The organism is Pauljensenia sp. UMB10120 (assembly GCF_030212035.1).
GTDB lineage: Bacteria > Actinomycetota > Actinomycetes > Actinomycetales > Actinomycetaceae > Pauljensenia > Pauljensenia radingae_A.
In genome coordinates this window covers 57,051-80,352 of sequence record NZ_JASODH010000009.1, presented here as the reverse complement: position 1 = coordinate 80,352, position 23,302 = coordinate 57,051, and the positions used below count along the sequence as shown (strand labels likewise).

Below are 23,302 nucleotides of genomic sequence, written 5' to 3'. Positions count from 1 at the left end.
ACCATGTTGACATGACGACGTTGACACTTCCTATGCTTCGCGAACGAGAGGACGCACCCGCACGCGCGGCGAAATTCACCCGCGCTAAAATAGCGCCGGCCGGAGAGGACGACACTGCGGCTGCCGCTCACCCGTTAAAGACAGCTTTTCATCTGGCGTGCGTGAGTGGTCCGGATGTGGGACTGGTGGTGCCGATCGAAGCCTGTACACTGATTGGCAGAGCAGATGGGCACGGTCTGACCTCGCAACATTTGTCCCGCACGCACGCTTTTCTTGAGGAACACGGTGCCGTGGCCCGCTCACTTACACGACGAGTGCGATCAGATCACGTACCCCGATGGCCCTGGCTGCGCCGCGAGCGCGCACAACTGTCCATCACCGATTGCGACTCCACCAACGGAACACGTGTGGCGCGGCGCCTCCCCCTCGTCGGCATGCTTCCGCGGCGCTTTTCTCGACAAGTCGGCGCACGTGCGCTGCCCCTATCAGTGGGGCATCGTATTTTCGCTGGTGGAAACGTATTCGAGGTGCGTGCCAGGCCTCTCAACTCCTCCTGGCCACAGCCTGACCCCGTTCGCAATCGGTTCGTGCGATGGGGCATCATCCCCATGATGCTGATCATCCCCATGATGGTGTGGCGCCTGTCCATGTGGGGAGGTGCTGCGCGTGGGTGGCTGGTCGGCGCAATGGGTGTGGCGATGGCGCTGGCGGCAGGAATATTCGCGCTTCGCTTTCTCAGGCGTCGAAGATTCTGGAGGCACTACGACGCAGCCTCCCTCGCCGTCGCGCTCAGCGCACTGCCTCGCGGCGATTCGCACTCATCTTCAGCGCCGTTGTCGTCTCCAGACAAACACAGCGGCAGCGGGGATCGTACGTTGCCAGATGCACTTCCTGTGTGGCCCGGCATGCCTGGAAAATCCCCTGCACTGGAGCTGAATCTGAGCGAGATATACGGCTCGTCACCTGCACCTGTTTCCCTCGTTTCAGGGCCCCGACGTGCGCCGATGCGTCGGGGCCATTCGCGCCGAACTGGAGAGCGAGCGCGGGTGCGTGTCGTCGGTTTCATTGGGGAGCACGCTGTGTCGGGTGCCTACTGGTGGGCAGCTCAAATCGCTGCCCGACTGGGCGGCGCCCGCATCATCAATCCAGATAGTCACGCGCGCCGCATCGGTTCGCCCGCAATCGACATTCACATTGTCCGCGGGTCCGCCTGCGTGGCATGTGCAGATAGAGGCGTATCCGAACTGAGACGTGCTGGAGATGGTCGGCACGTGGTACATATTGGTGTCGGAGCAGGATATGCAGATTTACCCGAATGGTGTGACCACATCATTCGCCCGAACCACGTCCTCGTAACTGACCGATGGTGGGATACGTGCACCGAGTCCGCTGATGAAGGCACCCGCAACAGTGTTCCGGACTCGGTAACATGGGAGGACCTTGCTCAGTGGGAGCCGGACGAATCGCACTCTCAGTGCCTGCGCGTACCCATCGGACACGACGGACACCGACTCGTCAGCATTGACCTTGTCTCAGACGGTCCTCACGCGTTGCTTGCCGGCACAACGGGATCTGGAAAATCGGAAGCGCTGACGACGTGGCTGGCGCAGATGTGTGAACGCTTCAGCCCGCGTCAGGTGCAACTCGTCCTCATTGACTACAAGGGAGGAGCCACATTCACGCCATTGACGCGATTGCCCCACACCCGCCAGGTCCTGACAGACCTGGAGCCTGATGCCACGAGTCGGGCGATTCGAGGACTGTCATCGCTCCTGCGAGAACGCGAACGCGACCTTGCGCGCCTCGGCTTTCCCGACATTCGCCGCTGGCATGAGGCTCATTGCCGAGGTGCGGCGCCCGAACCTCCCGCGCGCATCATTATCGCGATCGATGAGTTCCGGGTCCTCGCTGATTCGCATCCCGACACTTTGGATGCGCTGGTCAGGCTGGCTGCCCAGGGACGCTCCCTGGGATTGCATCTCATTGCTGCAACCCAGCGCCCGTCAGGGGCGATCACGCCGGCCATGCGCTCCAACATTGACATTCGCATCGCATTGCGCTGTGCCACCGAGGCAGATTCGCTCGATGCGATCGGCACCCCGGCAGCTGCTTCACTTCCTCGTCACCCTGGTCGTGCGCTTATCAATGGTGGGACGCACATACAGTTTGCATACTGTGGTGACATAGAGCGGGTGGTTCGGCGCGTGCGCGACAGGTGGGGGCGTGAAAATGACTGCCCGCCGCTATGGGCGCCCGAGCTTCCCTCGCCCCTTTCATGGCACGAGGTTGACGCCACCTACCTTAGCCAGGTGGCAGTACGTGGATGCAGCGGGGAGGCTGATCGGCGCATTGCGATTGGGGTGGCTGATGGGATCGATATCGGACGCCATTACAGCGTGCTCTTTGAGGATGGGCATATCCGCTTGGAGGGGCCTCACTATCGCAGCGCTGATCTGGCGCAGTGTGCACAGGCGCTGGGCGTGAGGATCGGGCAAGCTCGCGGGATACCAATCCACCTGTGTGACAGCACATCGCTGGCCGGCCACGCGATGAGCACGCAGCTGTTTGCTTCCCGTCTCTCACTCGATGATGCAGGCGCCGTTACGCACCTGCTCACCGGCATTGCGGCACACGGCCCATCCGTCCTGATCGTCACCGATGTTCCCGACATGATGCGATCGTTGGACCGCGTGCTGTCAGCGGGCACGGCACACACTGTGTGGAGTGAGTGCTTGTCGCAGGCTCGTGCCAGCGGTATCACCATCGTTGCCGCAACTCCGGGTGAGTTTGGCACCGGGGGAAGCTGCAGTTCTGCTTTTTCTACCCGTTTTGTCGCAGCCCATTCGTCAGATGAAGCGCTGCGCGCAGGACTTGGTGTGCGCACACCGCTCACTCGCCACGATGGCCATTTCATTCTTGCCTCTCTTCCGTCACGTATCCGCTCCTCATGCAACGGAGGAATCGGTGAACCTGTTGACCTGACAGGGGTGTTATGTGCACTCCCCCACGCGATCCCCACCAATGCCGAGCGCGACACACATGCAGCCTCTGTCACTGAGAGTGCGGAGCCGTGGACGGTGCTGTCTTTGAATGCCCCTCTTTCAATGTTGCGGACTCGCCCTGACACAGCATTGTCGACAGAAGGGGCCGAGCTGACAGAAGGAGATAAGGCGGAGGGCAAGGCGCGGCGAGCAGATAGGACAGCTCCAGCAGGGAACGGGGAGCCCGCTGCGCCATGTCTGGGCTGGGTAGGAGCCTCACTTGAGTCACTCTCTTATCCGCACGGGTCGTGCGTGCTGATCGGTGATGATCTGGAGGATGCGCGCCGCATTCTCGAGACGCACTGGCATATGGTGTCAGGCCCACGCGATTGCCGGCCAGGCTTTGATCCAGCCCAGATCACGCTGCTTGGATCTCATCAGTGGACACAACTACGCTCACACGCGCATGACACAGTGATCGCGCTGGATCCGTCACCTGATTTGGTTCGAGCATTGGCACAGGTCGCGCGCAGCGTTCCTGTCGCCGTTCGTGCGGAGCGGTGGGGAGCTCACAATGGGATCATTATGCATGCAGGACGAGTTGAGCGCTTCCGTCTCAACACAGCCCTTCTTCAGGAAAGATCCAGACCTTTCGATTCCTAAGGCACACTGGCTTCGGTCATCCGCAGGCGTTCGAGACACGCGCGTCACACTGGTCTTCTCCACATTTTCATCCCCTCACACCGCCGCGCGTAAATCCTCGTGACTATTGACACATGCGTGAAACGGGAGTTGGGCCCTTTTTCCCCTTGCCCTTCGGTGATGATTCGTCGACAATTGATCAAGTTATCGACAAGTTATACGTTAAGCGTCGAGTTGTTTAACAAAACGTTAACGGAAATGGAGTTTGAGGGAAGATGGACTGGCGGAGTAAAGCAGCCTGCTTAAGTGTTGACCCGGAGCTGTTTTTCCCAATCGGCAATACTGGTCCAGCCCTGACACAAGCTGCGGAAGCCAAAGCTGTATGCCATAACTGCCCTGTTGAGACCGTGTGTCTGCAGTGGGCAATGGACAACAACCAGGATTCCGGAGTGTGGGGCGGTCTGAGCGAAGAAGAGCGCCGCTCAATGAAACGCCGCGCCGCACGTGCACGCCGCGCTTCCTGAAACTCCTCACTGACTTCAACGCGTAGCCGGGTTCACCACGAACTCGGCTACGCGTTTATTCAGTGCACGAACACTGCCCTCACATGCCCATTCCACCGAGCACACCTCTGCATCACTCCACGCGTAGACGCAGCGTGACAACTGTGCCCGATTCTTCTCCCGGTTCCCACTCGATCGTGCCTCCCAGTTCCCCTCGAACCATTTGCCGCACAATCTGCGTGCCCAAGCCGCTGAGTGGAGTACCTGGCTCAAATCCTACGCCGTTATCAATCACGCGAACCGTCATACGTTTGTCGTTGTCGTGGTCGCGCTGCGCATCGATGCGTATCACGCCGTCTCGCCCTGCCAGACCATGCTCGACAGAATTGGCAACAAGCTCGTTGAGCACTGTGGCCAGGGCTTGAGCCTGATCCGCGCTGATCACGCCAAATTTACCCGTCGTAATAACCTCAACAGAATGGTCCGTTGAGGCAACCGCGCCAGACAGGCGCAACACGGAGCGGGCGACCTCGTCAAAATCAACTTCCTCATCGACCGTGTGCGACAACGCCTGGTGAACTGTGGCGATGGACTGCACTCGGCGTTCGGCCTCTTTGAGGGCATCCTTGACTTCCTGCGAATCAGAGCGGCGGGCCTGCAGTCGCAGCAGGGCCGACACGGTTTGCAGATTGTTCTTGACGCGGTGGTGAATCTCCCGAATCGTGGCATCTTTCGTCATCAGCTCTTCTTCACGCCGACGCATCTCAGACACGTCGCGTGTCAAGATGACCGCCCCCAGACGATGACGCCCATTGGTCAGAGGCAATGCGCGCATATTGACTGTCGAGGCGTGCGCCGAGATCTCCACGCGCCACGCTGCCCGCCCCATCACAACGACAGCCAGTGTTTCCTCAACAAGCGCGTCATTGGATATAACGTCTGTGATGTCTTCGGCCAGCACGCGCCCAATGACCGAGTGTCGAATCCCCAGGCGCCTCAGGCATGAGCTCGCATTAGGAGTCAGCTCCTGAACCGTGCCGTCACCATCAATGAGAATCACGCCATCCATAACGCGTGGCACGCCGTGCGCAAGAACTGTTGGTGTAGACGTGTAGGGATACTCACCACGCGCGCACATCTCCAGCAGGATTCGCGAGGCATTCTGCGTCCAGGCACCCATCCCGACGGTCGGGCGCGGTGAGGCCAGGTTCGATTCGCACGTCACGACCGCAATGACTGAGCCTCCGTGACTGATCGGGACGCACACCTCCGTCATGGAGTAGGTGCCGGCCCAGCGCGTCCCTGACGGCTCCACAATCGAGTTGGTCTCCATTGCCTGGCGCAGGTTTGCTTCGCGCGCGGCCGGTAGATACAGGCCGATAATGTCATCGAGGTGCACCGTCGTAGCGGTCGATGGCCTGCAGTGCGCAACAGCAATGAAACGCCCGTCATCGGTGGGAAGCCACAGCACAAGGTCGGCAGCAGCCAAATCGGCCAGGACCTGCCAATCTGCAAGCAAGAGGTGGAGCCAGTCAAGATCCTGCTCCGCGAGGACACGCGAGGAAGCCTGTCCGGCGAGTTGCATCAGGGAACGCATGGCACCACTGTAGTGGTATGGAGGCCATTATGGGTGCCTCGAACACGCAAACCGGAGCGGAGAAACTATGCGAATTAACGAAACCTACGCCTACCCCCTGGGTTTTGACAAGGTCAACGCGATGTATGCAGATCCCGCGTTCACTTACGCGCGTCTGGATCAGCCCGGAGTGACTGACCCTCAGGCCAATGTGCATTCCACCGCCGATGGAGGCCTCCTTATTGAAGCCTCGTGCACACTTGACGTCAATCAGCTTCCCCCGGCGGCGCAGCGGTTCCTCAAGAAGTCACCCGCCATCACTATGAAGGAGCAGTGGGAGCCGATCAGCGGTCGCGAACGAGTGGGATCGACCATGCTGACCGTCGAAGGCGTGAACGCGAGCGGCCACTTCACCTCGAAACTTTCCGGCAATGACGCGCAAGCTGTGCGCCAGATGGACGGCGAATTTACCGTCAAGATTCCACTGGTGGGTAAGACGATCGAGAATATGGCAATGAAGCAGATCTCCCGGATCTTCGAGGCTGAGGTCGGCCTGGCTGAGAAATGGAACCAGGATCAGGCCCGTTAGGAATCGGCACGACCTCACCGATAAAGGGCGACGACGAGGCGCGCTTGCCTGACCCGGCAAGGCTCAGTCCGGCCAGGACCTAAGGGAAATCACCTCTGCATGTTCGCCCTTGGAAATGAACGAGGGCGAAAGAAGGTCCTCCTCGAACAAGAGTGAAACAATATAGCTATGGATACACATACGACGGCACCGGCTGCCGAGGGCGGCCCAACTGAGTCACTGTTCATTGAGCGCACCGGGAAAAGGCAATACGTTGCGCGCAACCATCGCGACGCGGCCGTGAATATCGGAGACGGACCGGGAGAGTTCACTCCTGGTGAGCTCTTGAAGATCGCCGTGGCAGCATGCAATGCGATGTCGTCCGATTCGCGTCTGAGCTCCGTGCTTGGTGACGACTTCCAGCAGTTCACCGGCGTTTCCGCGGTCTCCAACAAAGAGGAGAACCGCTACGAATCGTTCCAGGTTGAATTGGTGCAGGACCTGTCAGCCTTGAGCGATGAGGATCGCGCTGACCTGATCGAACGAGCCACGCGCGCTATTCACAAGAACTGTACGGTGGGCCATACGGTTGAACAGTCGGCCACCTATTCGGCAACTTTCACATCAGAGAAAATGTAACGATATGTCACCTCGTTTTTCAGATTCTGAGCGTTCACGCATGCCGCTGTCTCTGCCGGAAAGTGTGTGGCAGAAGGCGCTGAACGTTCCTCACGCAACCAGTTTAAAGGCGGCGCGCAAGCTGCGTGAACAGTTCCCTGACCTTGCTCCAGGCGAGCTGGTTCAGCTCGCCACCCGCTCGTACCTGCGGCGCATCGGGATGGAGTCAGGTGCTGTAGGTGCGGCGGCGGCCTACCCTGGTGCCGGCACCGCAGTTTCTGCAGCAGCATCGGGCGCTCAGCTTGCCGCCTTCGTGTCAGAGTCTGCTCACTACGCGATGACTGTGGCGCACCTGTATGGCATTGATCTGAGGGATCCCGCCAAGCGCACGGCACTGGTTCTGGCCGCCTTGACTGGGCGGGAAGGTGCGGAAATGATTACGGCGCAGGTCGGGATCCAGACTTTGGCCTGGTTCCGCAACTCGTTCCTGTCGATTCGCACGGGCACCGCCCAGCAGTTCAACCGTCTGTTGTCCAAGTGGCTGCGCAAGAAGGCAGTTTCGAAAGCTGCAACCACAACACTGGGACGCCTGCTGCCCTTCGGTGTGGGAGCTGTTGTGGGCTGGCAGTTGGGCCGCTCGATGGCCAAGTCTGTCGTTGAGGGCGTGCAGACAGCGCTGGGACCCGCACCTTCGGAAAACGTTGAAGACGTTGTGATCGATGTGCAGCCGGTTGAGGATCCTGCCGCAGATGATGAACTGTACGAGGCGATCGTCCTACCTGATGAGGAATAATACGATCAAGCCAAATGAAGAAGTGAGCGACGATTGATGACTCAGACATCTGAAGGGCGTGAGACACCTGTGGGCGCGGATCGCCAGTACGAGGATTTGCTGACGCGCGTCATGAACGAAGGCGTTTCCAAGGCTGACCGCACCGGCACAGGCACCCGCTCCGTTTTCGGCGCGCAGCTGCGCTATCCCCTGTCCCAGGGGTTCCCACTGATTACGACGAAACGCGTCCACATGAAGTCGGTTGTGGGTGAGCTCTTATGGTTCCTGCGAGGCGATTCGAATGTGAAGTGGCTGCAGGATCACGGTATCCGCATCTGGAACGAGTGGGCCGACGATCAGGGGGATTTGGGACCTGTTTACGGTGTCCAGTGGCGCTCGTGGCATGCGGAGGGGGGCCGAACCTTCGACCAGATTTCGCACGTCATGGACACCTTGCGCACAAATCCGGACTCACGACGCATGATTGTGTCCGCGTGGAACGTGGGCGACCTGGAGTATATGGCGTTGGAACCGTGCCACGCTCTTTTCCAGCTCTACGTGGCCGATGGGCGTCTCAGCCTGCAGCTGTATCAGCGCAGCGCGGATCTGTTCCTGGGCGTCCCCTTCAATATCGCCTCATATTCCCTGTTGACACATATGTTTGCCCAGCAGGCTGGGCTTGAAGTGGGCGACTTCATCTGGACGGGTGGAGATTGCCACATTTACAACAATCACGTCGACCAGGTCACCGAGCAGCTCTCACGGGATCCGTATCCGTTCCCGACGCTCACGTTGGATCAGGCACCCTCGTTGTTCGAGTATGACTTTGATGATGTGCACATCGACAATTATCAGCACCATCCGACGATCAAGGCATCAGTCGCCGTATGAGCACACTTGTGGCGCGCCCCAATTTCACGCTGGCGTCGATTTGGGCGCAGGATCGAAACGGCATCTTGGGAACTGGCACATCGATGCTGTGGCATGTTCCGGCTGATTTTGCGCATTTCAAACAGATGACGCTGGGCTACCCGATCATCATGGGGCGCTCTTCCTACGAGGCTCTGGGCGGTCAGCCATTGCCTGGACGCACCAACATCGTCATGACGCGCCAGCGCGACTACGAGACCCCCGGGGCACTGGTCGTTGCCAACCTGGATGAGGCGCTCGAGGTCGCAACCGCTCACCTGGCGGATCACCGTGACCAGCGAGCAGCCATCACCGCCAGCACTGCGACGACACCCGACATGGATAGGGACCCAGCTCCCGTGGTGTGGATTACCGGCGGGGCCCAGATCTATGAGCAGACGATGGATCGGGTGGATGAACTGGTCGTAACAGACCTTGATCTGGATGTGCGCCCGCTCAGCGGGCAGAACACGCCGCTGGTGTACGCGCCGCACGTCGATCCCGAGCATTGGCACGTGGATCCTGATCGGTCCGATTCGTCGTGGCGAGACGTGTCAGGTGACGCTCGGTGGAGAATCACGACATTTGTTCGCCCTTCTCACCGCTGAGCTGATCACTGATCCGCAAGCTGCGCGCTTTCTTCTCTACTGGTTCGATGTGCGCGATGACATGTGATTCATCCAATTGGGACATTTTGCGGGCACTGACCAGCACCCGCGTTTCCAACGAGCCGACGAATCTGTTCCACCGTTCAGTCAGATCATCAATCGTCTTTCGAACAAGCTCAGCATGGTCTGCGAGGGTGCACAAGCGCGAATACAGTTCGCTGGCCAGAGCGTAGAACTCGCGAACCTGCGCAACGGCTGATTCTTCGCGCCACGTATATGCCACTGCCTTCAGGCACGCCCACAGTGCGCTGGGAGACGCCAAAGCCACACCTCGCGAAAAGGCGTATTCCAGCAGCTGCGGATCTTCGCGCAGCGCGGCTGACAGCAGGGATTCGAGGGGAATGAAGGCAATGACCAGGTCAGGTGACTGCTCGTACCTCTTCCAATACTCTTTCTTCGACAGTGTGTCCACGTGGGACCGCACGGCTCGAACATGCTGGGCAAGCAGTTTCTTCTTCTGTTCTGCTTCTCTCTCCCCTGCCGAGTCGGGAATATCGCATGCCTTCATGTACGCGTCGAAGGGCACTTTGGAGTCGATGATCAATGTGCGCCCTTGCGGCAAGTGCACCACCATGTCGGGCCGCTGACGCCCCGATGCCTCTCCGCTGTTTCGCTCACAGCGCTGCGTATCCTGTTCATCGAAATCAACGTGTTCCATCAAGCCACACATGTCAACGAGGCGTCGCAGCTGGATCTCGCCCCACTGGCCGCGCACAGACGTCGAACCCATGACGTCATGCAGCTGAGAGGTGGTCACCCGTAATTGCTCGCCGATCGTGGTCGATGCTTCAAGCTGCGCGCGGATAACCCCGTACTCCTCAGCTCTGGATCGTTCCATCGCCGACATGGAATGCGTCATTTTCGTCAACATGTCGCTGACAGGTACCAGCGCCTCCATAATCCGTGCGCGTTCTTTTTGCTGCCCCAGGCTGCGTTGAGCCTGATCTGCCAGGCGGTCTTCATATTCCACGCGCATGCGCTCGGATCGTTCGCGCTCATCGGCGAGCTGTTCATGCGCCTCTTCCAGGCGCTGACGAAGCTGGTCATGAACGGCTCGTGTCTGCTCACCACGCATATCACGCTCATGTTCAGCCTGCGATACGCGTATACGCAGCGAATCGAGCGCACGCCCCGCCCCCAGGTTGACCCCGGCAAACCACCCTGAAACGAGGCCCACCACCAGTGCGAGAAGGGGTACCACAACCATCCATATATTCATGGCTTCACTGTACGAACCACCGTGTGCATCTGGAGCCCATAGGTCTCTCACCAGCCACTCCGCACTCAAATGGGACCAAGGACCCAGCAGACAACCCTCATAATGACCTGGCTCACATTCTTCCAATCGTCGTGTGACATTGGCCGCATTGTTTGCGAACGGGGTGAGCAACAAATGTCTAGGGTGACAAGTACAGCAATGATGCTCTACCTGTAAATCGAGGACCGATGACACGCATCACTCATACCCCCATATGGCCTCCCCTCACTTCACTTCGCTCGCGTCACAGCGCCGTGTGCTCCGTCTCGCCCACGCCGCCGCGCTCGCGCCGTACATTCCTGGGTGCGCTGGGTGCATTGCCGTTCGCACTGCTGCTGTGCGGATTCGCCAGACCCCTTCCCGCCGTCGAAGACCCGTCATCAAACGTGCACGGCGGTGAAGCAAACCTCGTGCTCCCTGACCTGTCACAAGTCACTGTCATCGGTGGATTTTCGGGACAGACTCTGCTGATTATCGGCCTGATCGTCTGCCTGCTTGGACTGGGATTCGGCCTCGCCACCTACGTGCAGCTCAAGAAGATGCCGGTACACGCCTCCATGTTGGAGGTCGCGGAGCTGATCTACGCAACATGCCAGGCCTACCTGAAGAAACAGGGACGTTTCCTGCTGATTCTGTGGGTCTTCATCACCGCAGTTATCGTCATCTACTACAAGGTTCTGGTCGGCTTCCCGTGGGGGAAGATGCTCATTGTGGTCGCATTTTCGCTTCTGGGAATGGCTGGCTCCTACTCCGTGGCGTGGTTCGGTATCCGCGTCAACACGTTCGCCAACGCGCGCACCGCCTACGCCTCCTTGCGGGGCAAACCGCTGCCGATCCATAAAACCCCCATGAAGTCCGGCATGTCGATTGGAATGGTCCTCATTTCCCTCGAACTTCTGATGATGCTGATCATCCTGTTGTTCCTGCCCAATGACGTCGCAGGCGCCTGCTTCATCGGCTTCGCCATCGGTGAGTCTCTGGGAGCCTCGGCCCTGCGTATAGCCGGCGGCATCTTCACAAAGATTGCCGACATCGGCGCGGATCTGATGAAGATCGTGTTCAAAATTGACGAGGACGACCCGCGCAACCCCGGTGTTATCGCTGACTGCACGGGCGATAATGCAGGCGACTCGGTAGGACCGTCCGCTGATGGTTTTGAAACCTACGGTGTGACAGGCGTGGCTCTGGTGACGTTCATTATCCTGGCCGTCAATGACCCCGTCCTTCAGGCAACGCTGCTGGTGTGGGTGTTCTCCGTGCGTGTCGCCATGATTCTGGCTTCGGCTCTTGCCTACGCGATCAACGCGCGCATCGTGGCGTCGCGATACAGCGATGCCACAACAATGAACTTTGAGGCCCCGTTGAGCTCGCTGGTGTGGTTCACCTCGATTATCTGCATCGCTGCAACGTACCTGATGTCGTGGCTGGTCCTCGCACCGCAAGGCGGCGCCCTGTGGATCGAACTGGCCACGATCGTCACGTGCGGCACGTTGGCTGGCGCACTCATCCCCGAACTGGTAAAAGTCTTCACCTCCACAAAGTCGCGCCACGTGCGCGAAACGGTGAAGAGTTCACGCCAGGGCGGAGCATCGCTGAACATTCTGTCAGGCGTGGTCGCCGGCAACTTTTCCGCCTACTGGCTGGGCATCACGATTGTTGGCCTGATGGGTGGCGCGTTCCTGATTTCCGAGGTCACACTGGGCGACTACATGCTGGCACCTGCTGTCTTCGCCTTTGGCCTGGTGGCCTTCGGTTTCCTGGGAATGGGGCCAGTGACGATCGCAGTCGACTCGTACGGCCCTGTGACCGACAACGCGCAATCTGTCTACGAGCTTTCCCGCATTGAAGCAATCGACGGTATTGACGAGGAGGTTCAGCGTTCCGACGGTTTCGCTCCGCAGTGGGATAACGCCAAACTCATGCTGGAAGAAAACGACGGCGCGGGCAACACTTTCAAGGCCACTGCGAAGCCGGTCCTCATCGGCACCGCTGTTGTAGGTGCGACGACGATGATTTTCTCGATCATCATCGGTTTGACGAATCGCCTCGAAGAAGGTCTGAACTATCTGTCGATCCTGCACGCTCCGTTCCTGCTGGGCCTGATTATGGGTGGGGCGGTGATCTTCTGGTTCTCCGGCGCATCGATTCAGGCAGTCACCACAGGTGCCTACCGTGCCGTCGAGTTCATTAAGACGTCCATCAAACTGGACGATGACACGGAGCGAGCCTCCGAAAAGGATTCGACCCGCGTAGTGGAGATCTGCACACAGTACGCGCAACAAGGCATGTTGACGATTTTCCTGGCGGTTTTCTTCGCCACTCTGTCATTCGCATTCGTTGAGCCGTACTTCTTCATCGGCTACCTCATTTCGATCGCCATCTTCGGCCTGTACCAGGCTATTTACATGGCGAACGCCGGTGGTGCGTGGGATAACGCGAAAAAGATTGTCGAGGTCGACCTGCACGCCAAGGGAACCGCTCTGCATGACGCGACGATCGTGGGTGACACGGTCGGCGACCCGTTCAAGGACACGTCCTCCGTTGCCCTGAATCCGATCATCAAGTTCACCACGCTGTTCGGTCTGCTGGCAGTGGAACTGGCAGTGTCACTGACTGGACAGGGATTGAGCGCCCTCGTCTACACGCTGGCCGTCATTTTCGCACTGGTGTCCGCGTTCTTCGTCTACCGCTCCTTCTACCACATGCGCATACAGGCGCCGATGGAGGATCCGGCCGACGGCGAGGACTCCCCTGCTGATTCCCCTGCATCTCAGATTGGAGCACAGCGATGAGAATTGCCATCAAACGCGATGCGACCCTCATTGACGAGGGCGGCCGAGTCACCGGTCATGACGCCGGTGCCACTTTGGTGAGGCGAATCCTGCGCATCTTCCCCGATTCCAGCATCATCGGCCCTGTGGCACGGCGCTGCAAGGGTTTCACCGTGATGCCGATCGAATCAATCAATCCCGATGACACGGTCATCATCAATATGGATGTGGTGGACTCACTGGGCACATGGAACACCGTCTACCATGCCTCGGGCGGCAATATTCCGAAGATCATGAACTTCGTGTGGTTCCCGGTTAACACGCTTGAACAGCATGTCCAGGTGTGTGCCCTCGCGTTGTCGTGCGCTCTGTTCCCCACGTTCGCAAACTCGGAACGCACAGCGGCTGAAGTACGTGAAGTTGTGGAACGGTGGACCGTTCAACCGTTAGCTCAGAAGGCTGAGTTGTCGTGGGTGAACCTGGGATTCCGCCTGGAGCATGTGCAGCCGCGTCACGAACCTGACACGCCCGTGGTGTTGTATCCGGCAATCTACCTTGCCAACCGCAAGCGCCCTGACATGTTCATGGATATTGTGTCCGCCGTGCAGGAAGACACGGATCTGCGTGTGGAGATGCGGCTGCACGAGTCGCACCTGGTTTCTGAGAAGGCGATGGAGTATTCACAGCTGCCGTGGATCTGGGTGGGGCCGCTGACTGCCTCGCGCGCGTCATACTGGCAGGCGCTGTCGCACACGACGGCGTTTGTGGCGACCGCCAGCGAGGAATCCTACGGCCTGTCCTATGTGGAGGCGATGGGTGCCGGAGCGATCGGTATTTTCCCGGATCTTCCGTGGGCCAGGGCTTTGCTGCCGGACGGGTATCCCTTCATGTATCCCGATGGTGACGAGGATGCGGCCGCTGACTTGCTGCGCCGGGCATTGACGGAAACTGATCGGTGTCGTGCGCAGCTCGATGAGCTTGTGTCGGGCAGCTTCGTGTCGTGGATCCACGACCGTCACAGTGATGACGCGTTCGACCGTGAGATACTCGCCGCGGTCAAGGAGTGGTTCAGCTGATCACAGGCTAGTGCAGGAAGTTGAGGAAATTCGTCCACAGATCATCCCACGAGTAGAAGAAAACCTCGGAGTTATTGACCAAGAGGAGCGCTACAAGCGCCCCGAGTATGCAGGTGAGTGCCGCGAGGAAAAAGTCCGTCACAGCGCGCCGCACCCGTCCGGTACGCATCCTCATCCGCACACGCATCAGGGATGTCGCCATGGCAATCCCCCACGCGCTAAAGCTCCCGATCAGCGGCACAGTTTGGGTGATCTGCCACCATGGCGGGGCTGTCGGAGCGTCCGACTGCACTTCCCTACCGCTCCACCATTTCAACGCTGAGGGCAGATCCTCGCGCCATGTTGTCCAGCCGTGGGCTCCCTCGGACTTCATGACCGATACGAAGGTATCGTTAGGTTGTGTGCGCGCCAGTTTCTGCAAGGCAGTGCCAAAAGTCATGGCATCCCTGTCCGCATATACGCCCATCGCGAGGACTCTGAGGGGCACATCATGCGGCTGAGCGAGCAAGTGTGAAATGGTGAATGCGTCCCTTGTCGCCTGATCGGCATTTTTCAGAGCGCCTAATTCTGGAGTATCGTACCCGCCCATCGCCACAGCTGTCCCAAAGACGTCACGGTGGCGCACATGTATAACAGGCGCACAGTATGCGCCTGATGAAAATCCGCCTACGGCCCAATGGTCGGGATCATACGGAATACTTGGGAATGCTGCGCGGATCGCTGGGACTAGATCAGTGACAACGAAGGTTTCAGTTTTGGGGTGCCCGTCAACGTCAACGCAGTCCGGCTCTGCCCCGCCCATTGACAGGTCAGGGAAGATCAGCAGCGTTGGAGGAATCTCGCCTCGTTCGACCAGTGGTGCTATGCGTTCGGTGAGTTCGAGTGACTGAACTGTGCCAATCGCTGTTCCCACGTACCCGTGATAAAGCACGATGGCCCGCGAAAGCGGGATAGGCGTGTCGGCGCTGTCACTCTGGGAGGCAGTAGGTATCGCTCCGACCGGAGCGTAGCCGGGTGGCGCCCAGACGGCAACTTCGCGCGTCAAGCCGGACTGCGCGCCGCTCAGCGTTCCTCGCCATACGTGCAGCTGCGCGTCGTAGGCGAGTTCCGGTGGATCGACGCGTTGGTCCTGTTCGCCTTGTCTGGGTGGCGCAAACGCTGATACGCGAGTGTCGCCTGCACCGAGCGCATTCTTGACCAATCCCACAACCTCAGAAGGAGTACGAAGGAATGACATGGTGCGGTTGGCCAGCAAAGCGAATGTGGTGCACATGAGACTCGTCGTAATGCACAGGGCGACAAAAGCTGTCATCTGGCGTCTGAGGATACGTATGAACGACGTGCGCGCTCCCTCGCGATTGGGCGAAAGATGTCCGGCAGGGCGCAAAAGCGTGGACGTGCCAATAAGTGCGCACAGCGCCAGTACTCCGGCAAATAGGACGACCCAACCACTCATGAGATTCACAGGCTCAGTGTGCACTACTTACCTGTGAGAATGCCGTAAAGCGCGACTCGCCTCGCGAAATCAGCGCGAAGAGCGGGCCTTCCTTCAAGAATGCAATGCGCGATCGTGGTTTATACGCCACGATAGACATATGAGTACTCACGTAGATTTTTGGTTCGATGCAACATGCCCGTGGACGTGGATCACGTCTCGCTGGGTCGAAGAAGTGGCTCGCGCACGCGATTTTGAAGTGACATGGCACCCGTTCTCTCTGGCGATTCTGAATGAAGGCAAGGACATTGATGCGGAGTATCGTGCACATGTCGAGCAGGGGCGCGGCCTGTCGTTATTGTTTCAGAAGGTCGCGGACACTCACGGCAGTGAGGCTGTAGCCTCCCTCTACACCGAGGTAGGTACGCGCCTGCATAATCAGTCAAAAGAGTTGGGAAGTGATGTCATCGCCGACGCGGTGAAGGCAGCCGGATTTCCCGAGGCTATCACCAACGGTGTGGAGTCATCGGACGAGGCACTGCGTTCCTCTGTAGCGCATGCGTTGGAGTTGGTCGGTGACGAGGTTGGCGTTCCCATCATCGCGTTTGACGGTGTCGCGTTCTTTGGGCCGGTGATCTCTCCTGCTCCGCATGGTCAGGCGGCACTGGATCTTTGGGACGGCTGCGTTGCTCTGGCACGTACGCCCGGATTCTTCGAGTTGAAGCGCACGCGCACAACCGGCCCGCAGTTCGACTGATCTGATTCTCACCTGGCGCAGTGCGCTAACAGCCGCCCTGCCAGATGACGTAGCCGTCAGGAGAAGTGGCCGCGGAATCCCCCCCTGAGGTATACCGTTATCGCCCGGAGTGTTTTACTGTATTTCAAATGATCGTTGTAACAACAAATGACATTCCCGGGTACCAAATCGATGCGGTTCTGGGAGAAGTGATGGGCCTGACGGTTCGCTCCGCGAGTATAGGCCAGACCTTTACTGCTTCGTTCCGCACCATCGGCGGAGGCGAAATCCCGGAGTACACCCGCATCATGATCGACTCGCGCGAACAGGTGATGTCACGCATGGTGGATCAGGCTGCCCGCAGAGGAGCCAACGTGGTCATCGCGATGCGCTTCGACACCGGCGAGCTTGCCGAGCAAATGACGGAGGTTTGCGTGTATGGAACGGCAGTTGTTGTCTCACCGATTCCTCAGGGCCAAGCCGGTGCCACACTGCAGTCCATGGATCAGACCCGAGGTGCCCGCCGGTAAGTCGCCTACCGCTGGATCGGAATCGACTACTGCCCACGCAAACACCAACGCGGCCTTTCAAGGTGCATCTAGGGTAGGCAAAAGCCTTGGATTTCGCCAGATCGTCAACCAGTCACGGTAATTAACCCCTCCGATCGTCAACCGGTCAAGGTAGAAGCGCCATCGATACATCAACGGCGCAGAGAGGACAGCGACTTTTCCGCATGATCATGCGGTTCTCACATGCCGAGACGCACCATACCAGCTCTCTTACCTTGACCGGTTGACTCCTACCTTGACTCGTTGACGTCTGCTGACGCCTGCCGTTGAAGGGACACCTTCAGAGTCTCGGGACCTCGCAGGCCGGATCGGGGTTAATGCCCGGATCGGAGGCGGATCAGGGGCCGCAGGATCGCATCTGCCCCCAGAGCGCGGCCGGCAACAAAAAACTCTTGATCAGCGTGAATGCTGATCAAGAGTCTCGATTGGTAGCGGGGGAAGGATTTGAACCTCCGACCTCCGGGTTATGAGCCCGGCGAGCTACCGAACTGCTCCACCCCGCGTCTGTATTTCCTTGTGTCTTCTACTGTAATAGGGCGCTTCCAGCCCGGCAAGAGCTGCAGCGGTGAGATGCATCATGACAGGACTGCGCATCTGTCAACTGCCTCGCCTTCCAGGAAGTCTTGTGGCAGCGCACAAGATGTCGAGCAAGAAGAAGACATGGCGTCAGATATGCCAGTGGCGGCTCGCTTCAGGTCTGACAACCTTCCTGCAAGCCGCCACTGGTGCGTGCCTTCCGCTACGGGTTCGACTGTCCGGCCTACCGGTCAGGCAGGTCAGCCCGCGCGATTGCCTCCCTAGCCGTTTCCACCCCCGTCATCGCTTTGCGAGTCTCCGGTCAGACTGTTCGTCGCGCCCGACTGAGCGCCATCGGCTCCTCCCAGTCCCGGCACCGCAGCACCGCTGACGTCCTCACCCATCTCAGCTTGAGCGTTCAACGCGTTCGTCAGCGCAGTGTCCAGCTTCTTCTGAGCCGTACCGTAGGCAGCCCAATCACCGGCCTTCATCGCCGCATCGGCTTCTTGCATGGCTTGGGATGCCTGAACAAGCGCAGCATTGAGTTTCTCCTGCGCACTTTGAACAGCGGGAGAAGTGGAGTCTCCCTCGTCGCCCGAACTTCCAACCTCGTCAGCAACTGTCGCCGCTGAATCACCACCAAAGGTCTGATCGAGCGATTCCTGCAGCGTGGGCGCAAACCCGACCTGGTTACCGAACGCTGTCAGCACCATGCGCAGCACCGGATACGAGGCCGTGCCCTTACCTTGAACGTAGACAGGCTGGACGTACAGCAAACCGCCGCCAACAGGCAGTGTCAGCAGGTTGCCGCGGATAACCGTCGAATCCGACTGGTTCAGCAGGTTCAACTGCGAACCGATCTGCTGGTTCGAGTCATAGGCGTTCTGAACCTGACCGGGGCCAGGCACCGTCAGGTCAGACGGCAACGCGATCAGTCGAAGCTTGCCGTACCCCTCACGCACCTTGCCCGGCTCATTGCCCGTCTCCGAATCAACCGCAAGGAAGCCTGCCATAGCTTCACGCTTGGACGCACCGCCCGGCACGAATACCGATGTCAGCGAGAACTCTGCGCTTTCCTGCCCAGGCATCTGCATGGTCAGGTAGTACGGCGGTTGCGGGATCTGAGGAGTGGACTGTCCGGGCTGCTGGATACCCTCCACACCCTGCTGCTGAGCGCTCGCCAGCGCGGCCGTTGACGTTTCCTGCGCCAGCCTCCATAGGTCACCACCGGTGTAGTACTGGGCAGCCTCGGTCACGTGGTACGAGGTCAACAGGTCGCGCTGCACCTTGAACAGATCCTCCGGGTAGCGCAGGTGCGCCATCAGATCACCGGAAATCTCAGACAACGGCTCCACTGTGTTCGGGTAGACACCCATCCAGGTCTTCAAAACCGGATCGTCGTTGTCCCACTGGAACAGGCGCACGTGCCCGTCATATGCGTCGACAACAGCCTTGACGGAGTTACGCATGTAGTTGACCGTGTTACCGGCGCTGACGAACTGGCTGGCGTCGGAGGACAGCGAATCCACTGTCGACTGATCCAGCTGCTGGTGCGCCGAATACGGGTAGGCGTTTGACGTTGTGTACGCGTCAACGACCCACACCAGACGCTTCGGCGTAGACGGATCATCGTCCATGTCGACAACTGCCGGATAAGGCTTTTGCTCCAGCGTCAGGTACGGCGCAACCTTGGCCACACGAGTCAGCGGATCACGATCGTACAGAATCTGTGACTGCGAGTTGGTTTGCGAGGAGAAGAAAATGTCGTAGGAGCCAAACTTGATCGAATACAGCAACTTGTTCCACAGGTTACCGACCGAGGGGCCGCCATCGCCCTGGAAGGTGTAGCGCACCTGGCCGGACGCCGCCGTGTCATCGGGGTAGTCCAGTTCCTGCGGCTCAGCGCCTTCAGGTGCGCCCACAATCGAATAGTTCGGAGACGAGGGCGAGAAGTAGATGCGCGGTTCGTAGTCTCCCATTTCGCCTTCAGACGGAATGGACTTTTCCCAGTACGCAGGCAGGCCATCCGTGGTGACCTGGTTACCGTATGCGGCCACAACACCAAACCCGTGCGTGTAGACCGTATGGCGGTTCACCCATGTTTGCTGCTCAGATGACAGGCCCTCAAGATTGAGCTCACGCATGGCGATTACCGTGTCGCGGCGCTCGCCGTCAACCACGTAACGGTCCACGGCCATGCCCGATCCGAAGTCGTAGTACGGGCGCGACTGCTGCAGCTGGGTGACGGTGGGGGTGATGACCTGCGGGTCCAGGAGTCGGATCTGCGAGGTTGATTCCGTGTCCTCGCGCAACTGCCCGGGCGCAGCGGTGGTGCGCGCCTCGTAGCTTTGGAACTCGAGGTCGTTCAACCCGTAGGCTTCCAGCGTCGCATCGATGTTGTGCTGAATGTAAGGAGCCTCTGCGTTTCGGGCGTTCGGCGTGACGTAGAGGCGCTGAATCAGAGCCGGGTACGCCATCCCGATGACGAGGGCGGACACCACTGTGACCACCACCCCCGTCAGGGGCAGACGCCACGTTCCCTTGAATGCGGCGACCAGGAAGAGGACTGCCACCAGCACGGAAATAACGGCGAGGATGGACTGGGCGGGCAACTGAGCGTTGATGTCGGTGTAGAGCGCGCCGTCGGTTGGCTCACCCATCTTGGTCAGCAGACCGTAGCGACCCAGCCAGTAGTTCAGGCCGAAAAGCAAGGAAATGATTGCTGCCATGACACCGAGGTGGATGCGTGCGGATTTTGTGGCATGCGGGCGCGGGCTCAGGGCTAACGAGCCGTACAGGTAGTGCACGACCACCGCGGCGATCAGCGACCAGATTGTCACTGACATGAAGAATGAGACGATTGCCTGGAAGAAAGGCAGCGTGAAAACGAAGAACGAGTTGTCGATTCCGAAGATCGGCTCAGACTTGCCGAAGGGCTGACGTTTGAAGAACATCAGGAACGTGTCCCACTGCGAGGACAGTCGTCCGGCGTTGATGAGCGCGATGAGCGCCGGGACTCCCCAGAAAACGAGTTTGCGCATCGGTTCGATGGTGTCGCGATAGTGCCGCAGGTTGGCTCCCTCGTCACCTCGACTGGAATCGCTGCGGTGACGGTACGCAATCTGAACCGCCGCCGAGATCGCAGCGAAGATGATGGCGAAACCGAGGACGAACAGGCCCGCCATCGTTCCCCACCGGGTCCACAGGATGCGCGTAGACTTCATCTGGCTGAACCAGAGGATCTCCGTCCAAAATGATGACGCAGCGTAGACGATCACAAAAATGGCAGCCAGGATCGCGAGAGTCGTCGCCAGCGGACCGAAGCGCCTCTTACCGGATGATGAGCTGGGGGAGCCGCCACCTGAGCCGCGTCCGCCACCTGAACCGCGACCGCCGCCGTCTCCTGATCCGGAGTCGCCTGAACCGTCATCACCGTCTTCGGCACGCTGACGGAAGGGGCCTGTCCCCTTGAATCGTCCGGCTGCTGAGCCGGCTTGCTGGCCGAACAGCGCAGACAGGATCTCGCTGGTATCAAATGGCCCGTTTCCGTCCGAAGGCTTCGAATCACCGGAGCTGGACCTGCTAGTCGGGAAGGCGCTCACCGCGTCATCCTCTCTTACTCGATTTCCGCATGTGCTGTCCATTCTACCGTTATTAGGCGCCTCAAGCTTGGTCGTTCCTCGCATCCGGGCCGCCCTCGTGCCACGATAAGACCATGACTGAAGCTGAACGTGACCGTGACCTGTCTCCTGCTCAACGCGCCCTCGCGGCGTGTGTGCGTGAAATTGAGCGGGCTGCTGCGCGCCTGGGGTGGGACCGCCCGCCGATGCTGTACGCCCTGGTCCCCACGCGTCAGCTTATAGATGAACCCGCCATGCCAGCTGACGTGGTCGAGCAGCTCAAGAGTGGGTGGGATGGTTCCTCTGAACACCTGTCTGCCATCGCTCAGGAGCCGCTCGACTCTGACGATCTGGAATCGGTGCTGGCACAGTTGGCATGGCCGCGCTCCGTTGCGGGCGCAGCTCTGAGCGTTGAACGCATCGTGGTGCCCCCTGAGGTGGAGGCTGCGGCGCCTGATGATCCCGATGAGGCGTTGGCGTTCATCGCGGAGCACCCGTCTCGCACGGAGGTGCGCCTGGTCGTCGGTGCGATGCGAACGGGGCTGACGTGGTCTGCGGTGCGCACGCGTACCTTCGACACGGATGAAGCGGTTGCGGTGGGTGAGGATCTGGTTCCGAGCCTGTCGCAGGCACTGCTCGCGTCCTTGAGTGACGACGGTCAGGATTGACGAGGGAACCTGCGCAGCTCGTCATGTTGTGGCGTGTCACGGCGCCTATAGCGAAGTGACGAGGGAACCTGCGCGCTGTTACCTGGCTTCGCAGGTGGGCAACGAATCCGTTGTTCCAGCCGCAATTGCCGTGACGGCGGTGAGCGCATCGTCGAACGTATCCACGCGCGTCACGTTCAGTCCGTCGGGAATATGCCCCACTACCTCGTCACAGTTGGTGCCGGGGGCCAGGAACCACTGAGCACCGTCGTTGTTCGCGCCCACCATTTTCTGCTGGATGCCGCCGATCGGCTCCACCTGGCCGTCAAATGACAAGGCTCCGGTGCCGGCGATTATCACTCCCCCGGTCAGGTCTCCCGGGGTCAGCCGGTCATAGATTCCCAGTGCAAACATCATTCCTGCCGAAGGACCGCCCACATCCTGAAGCGTGATGTCGATATCGAGTGGGAGCTGCGGATGAACAGACAGGTACACGCCAAGCAGCGATGACGAGGTGGCTTCTTCAGAGTCAGGATCCGGCAGCGCTTTCTTGCTGGATACGATCGGGATATCGATCGTTTTCCCGTTACGCACAACCGTGAGCGTCACCTGCGAGTCGGGCGGAACTGTCCGCATCAGCGCAAATGGGACAGATCCCGAATCAACTGGATGCACTGTGCCATCTGGCGTGGTGATGGACACGATCTGGTCACCTTGCTCCACCTTGCCTACAGCGTCTGATCCGGGAACGGCGCCCTCAACTTGCACGTCAGCGGGCACGTCCCATCCCAGATGCTCGAGGGCAACCACGGACGCTGCTGATTCCGATGATTTCATCTGCATCTGAGCGGCTTCCTTGGCCTCTTCGCTGGTCACGTCCGGAGGGAAAACCTCCCGGTACGGAATGATTTCGTCGTGACCGGAGAACCATGCCCGAATCAGATCGAGCGTTGCCAGACTGTTTCCCGGTCCGCCGCGTTGAAGGACCGTGACCATACGTAACTGCCCGGTCTGGTCACCGTCGTCTTGTTCAGTTTCGTGCACGGGATCCAGTTCGACAGGTTTGCCCGTTTTCGGATCATTTCCACTGATCTGAATGGTAGGGGCGCCCTCGTGAGTTCCGAGAATGTTGACTGTGGGACCAGGGGCATTGACCACATAGGGCACCGGGATCAGGGTGATGAGGGCGCACACGATCGGAAAGACGATGCCCGGCACTATCCACCACAGGTTTCGCAGCAGACCGTGGGGTTTCTTGTCGGTCGCACCCGGCTGCCGGTTCTCGTCGTTTTCAGCATCTGCAGCTGTCACTTCACGCGCAGTGTTCGCCGTCTCGGCGCTGTCTTTCAGTGCTTCTTCGGGCCGGTTTCCTGTGTCGCCCGGTGTCGTCTCAAAGTCGGCAGATGAGTCATTGCGTTGAATGTGCACGATTCAATC

General features: G+C 59.4%; 16 protein-coding genes, 1 tRNA gene and 1 pseudogene. 12 read left to right on the top strand and 6 right to left on the bottom strand.

Annotated features, from left to right (window positions below; translation table 11 throughout):
* Positions 1–11: 11 nt before the first annotated feature.
* Both QP093_RS08985 and QP093_RS08980 read left to right on the top strand, forming a co-directional pair.
* On the top strand, positions 12–3,644 hold the full coding sequence (locus tag QP093_RS08985) for an FtsK/SpoIIIE domain-containing protein (RefSeq protein WP_285016170.1): 3,633 nt from the start codon (positions 12–14) through the stop codon (positions 3,642–3,644).
* A gap of 254 nt (positions 3,645–3,898) precedes the next feature.
* Positions 3,899–4,147: a WhiB family transcriptional regulator gene (locus QP093_RS08980; protein ID WP_058236042.1), complete on the top strand. Its 249-nt coding sequence runs from the start codon at positions 3,899–3,901 to the stop codon at positions 4,145–4,147.
* 112 nt (positions 4,148–4,259) lie between these two features.
* On the opposite strand, the gene QP093_RS08975 is transcribed toward QP093_RS08980, so the two are convergent.
* Positions 4,260–5,723 (bottom strand): sensor histidine kinase, encoded by a 1,464-nt coding sequence (locus QP093_RS08975; RefSeq protein ID WP_058236043.1) that lies wholly within the window; start codon positions 5,721–5,723, stop codon positions 4,260–4,262.
* Positions 5,724–5,790: 67 nt separating this feature from the next.
* On the opposite strand from QP093_RS08975, the gene QP093_RS08970 reads away from it, so the two are divergent.
* The 5 genes from QP093_RS08970 (at position 5,791) to QP093_RS08950 (ending at position 9,177) form a co-directional block, all read left to right on the top strand.
* Positions 5,791–6,291, top strand: coding sequence for a DUF2505 domain-containing protein (locus QP093_RS08970; RefSeq protein ID WP_070725627.1), 501 nt, complete (start codon positions 5,791–5,793; stop codon positions 6,289–6,291).
* A 168-nt stretch (positions 6,292–6,459) separates the two neighbouring features.
* On the top strand, positions 6,460–6,909 hold the full coding sequence (locus QP093_RS08965) for an OsmC family protein (protein WP_070725630.1): 450 nt from the start codon (positions 6,460–6,462) through the stop codon (positions 6,907–6,909).
* A 4-nt stretch (positions 6,910–6,913) separates the two neighbouring features.
* Positions 6,914–7,681 carry a VPDSG-CTERM exosortase interaction domain protein gene (locus QP093_RS08960; RefSeq protein WP_285016165.1) on the top strand — a complete coding sequence of 256 codons (768 nt, stop codon included), beginning with the start codon at positions 6,914–6,916 and terminating at the stop codon, positions 7,679–7,681.
* 36 nt (positions 7,682–7,717) lie between these two features.
* Entirely contained in the window at positions 7,718–8,551 is an 834-nt protein-coding gene (locus QP093_RS08955) for a thymidylate synthase (RefSeq protein ID WP_070725633.1), read from the top strand.
* Positions 8,548–9,177 (top strand): dihydrofolate reductase, encoded by a 630-nt coding sequence (locus QP093_RS08950; protein ID WP_058236047.1) that lies wholly within the window; start codon positions 8,548–8,550, stop codon positions 9,175–9,177. The genes QP093_RS08955 and QP093_RS08950 overlap by 4 nt, the downstream gene beginning before the upstream one ends.
* Here the strand turns inward: QP093_RS08950 and QP093_RS08945 are convergent.
* Positions 9,146–10,456 carry a DNA recombination protein RmuC gene (locus QP093_RS08945; protein WP_285016162.1) on the bottom strand — a complete coding sequence of 437 codons (1,311 nt, stop codon included), beginning with the start codon at positions 10,454–10,456 and terminating at the stop codon, positions 9,146–9,148. The two genes, QP093_RS08950 and QP093_RS08945, sit on opposite strands and share 32 nt — an antisense overlap.
* A gap of 371 nt (positions 10,457–10,827) precedes the next feature.
* On the opposite strand from QP093_RS08945, the gene QP093_RS08940 reads away from it, so the two are divergent.
* Positions 10,828–13,287: a sodium-translocating pyrophosphatase gene (locus tag QP093_RS08940; RefSeq protein WP_502929416.1), complete on the top strand. Its 2,460-nt coding sequence runs from the start codon at positions 10,828–10,830 to the stop codon at positions 13,285–13,287.
* Positions 13,284–14,342 carry a glycosyltransferase family protein gene (locus QP093_RS08935; protein ID WP_285016158.1) on the top strand — a complete coding sequence of 353 codons (1,059 nt, stop codon included), beginning with the start codon at positions 13,284–13,286 and terminating at the stop codon, positions 14,340–14,342. Before QP093_RS08940 ends, QP093_RS08935 begins: the two co-directional genes overlap by 4 nt.
* A gap of 298 nt (positions 14,343–14,640) precedes the next feature.
* On the opposite strand, the pseudogene QP093_RS10140 reads toward QP093_RS08935, so the two are convergent.
* Positions 14,641–15,144: pseudogene (locus QP093_RS10140) on the bottom strand (alpha/beta hydrolase); the annotation flags it as partial.
* A gap of 793 nt (positions 15,145–15,937) precedes the next feature.
* Between QP093_RS10140 and QP093_RS08925 the strand changes: the two are divergent.
* Both QP093_RS08925 and QP093_RS08920 read left to right on the top strand, forming a co-directional pair.
* Entirely contained in the window at positions 15,938–16,534 is a 597-nt protein-coding gene (locus QP093_RS08925) for a mycothiol-dependent nitroreductase Rv2466c family protein (RefSeq protein WP_092648322.1), read from the top strand.
* 128 nt (positions 16,535–16,662) lie between these two features.
* A complete protein-coding gene (locus QP093_RS08920; RefSeq protein ID WP_285016155.1) occupies positions 16,663–17,043 on the top strand; it encodes a YbjQ family protein in 381 nt (126 codons plus the stop codon).
* A 465-nt stretch (positions 17,044–17,508) separates the two neighbouring features.
* Here the strand turns inward: QP093_RS08920 and QP093_RS08915 are convergent.
* Positions 17,509–17,585: transfer RNA gene (locus QP093_RS08915), tRNA-Met, on the bottom strand.
* Between the two features lie 294 nt (positions 17,586–17,879).
* Positions 17,880–20,912: a UPF0182 family membrane protein gene (locus tag QP093_RS08910; protein ID WP_285016182.1), complete on the bottom strand. Its 3,033-nt coding sequence runs from the start codon at positions 20,910–20,912 to the stop codon at positions 17,880–17,882.
* Positions 20,913–21,313: 401 nt separating this feature from the next.
* Here QP093_RS08910 and QP093_RS08905 point away from each other — a divergent pair, with 401 nt between their 5' ends.
* Positions 21,314–21,886, top strand: a complete 573-nt coding sequence (locus QP093_RS08905) for a PPA1309 family protein (protein WP_285016153.1) — start codon at positions 21,314–21,316, stop codon at positions 21,884–21,886.
* Positions 21,887–21,964: 78 nt separating this feature from the next.
* Here the strand turns inward: QP093_RS08905 and QP093_RS08900 are convergent, their stop codons facing one another.
* Positions 21,965–23,293 carry a YlbL family protein gene (locus QP093_RS08900; protein ID WP_285016151.1) on the bottom strand — a complete coding sequence of 443 codons (1,329 nt, stop codon included), beginning with the start codon at positions 23,291–23,293 and terminating at the stop codon, positions 21,965–21,967.
* Positions 23,294–23,302 lie beyond the last annotated feature (9 nt).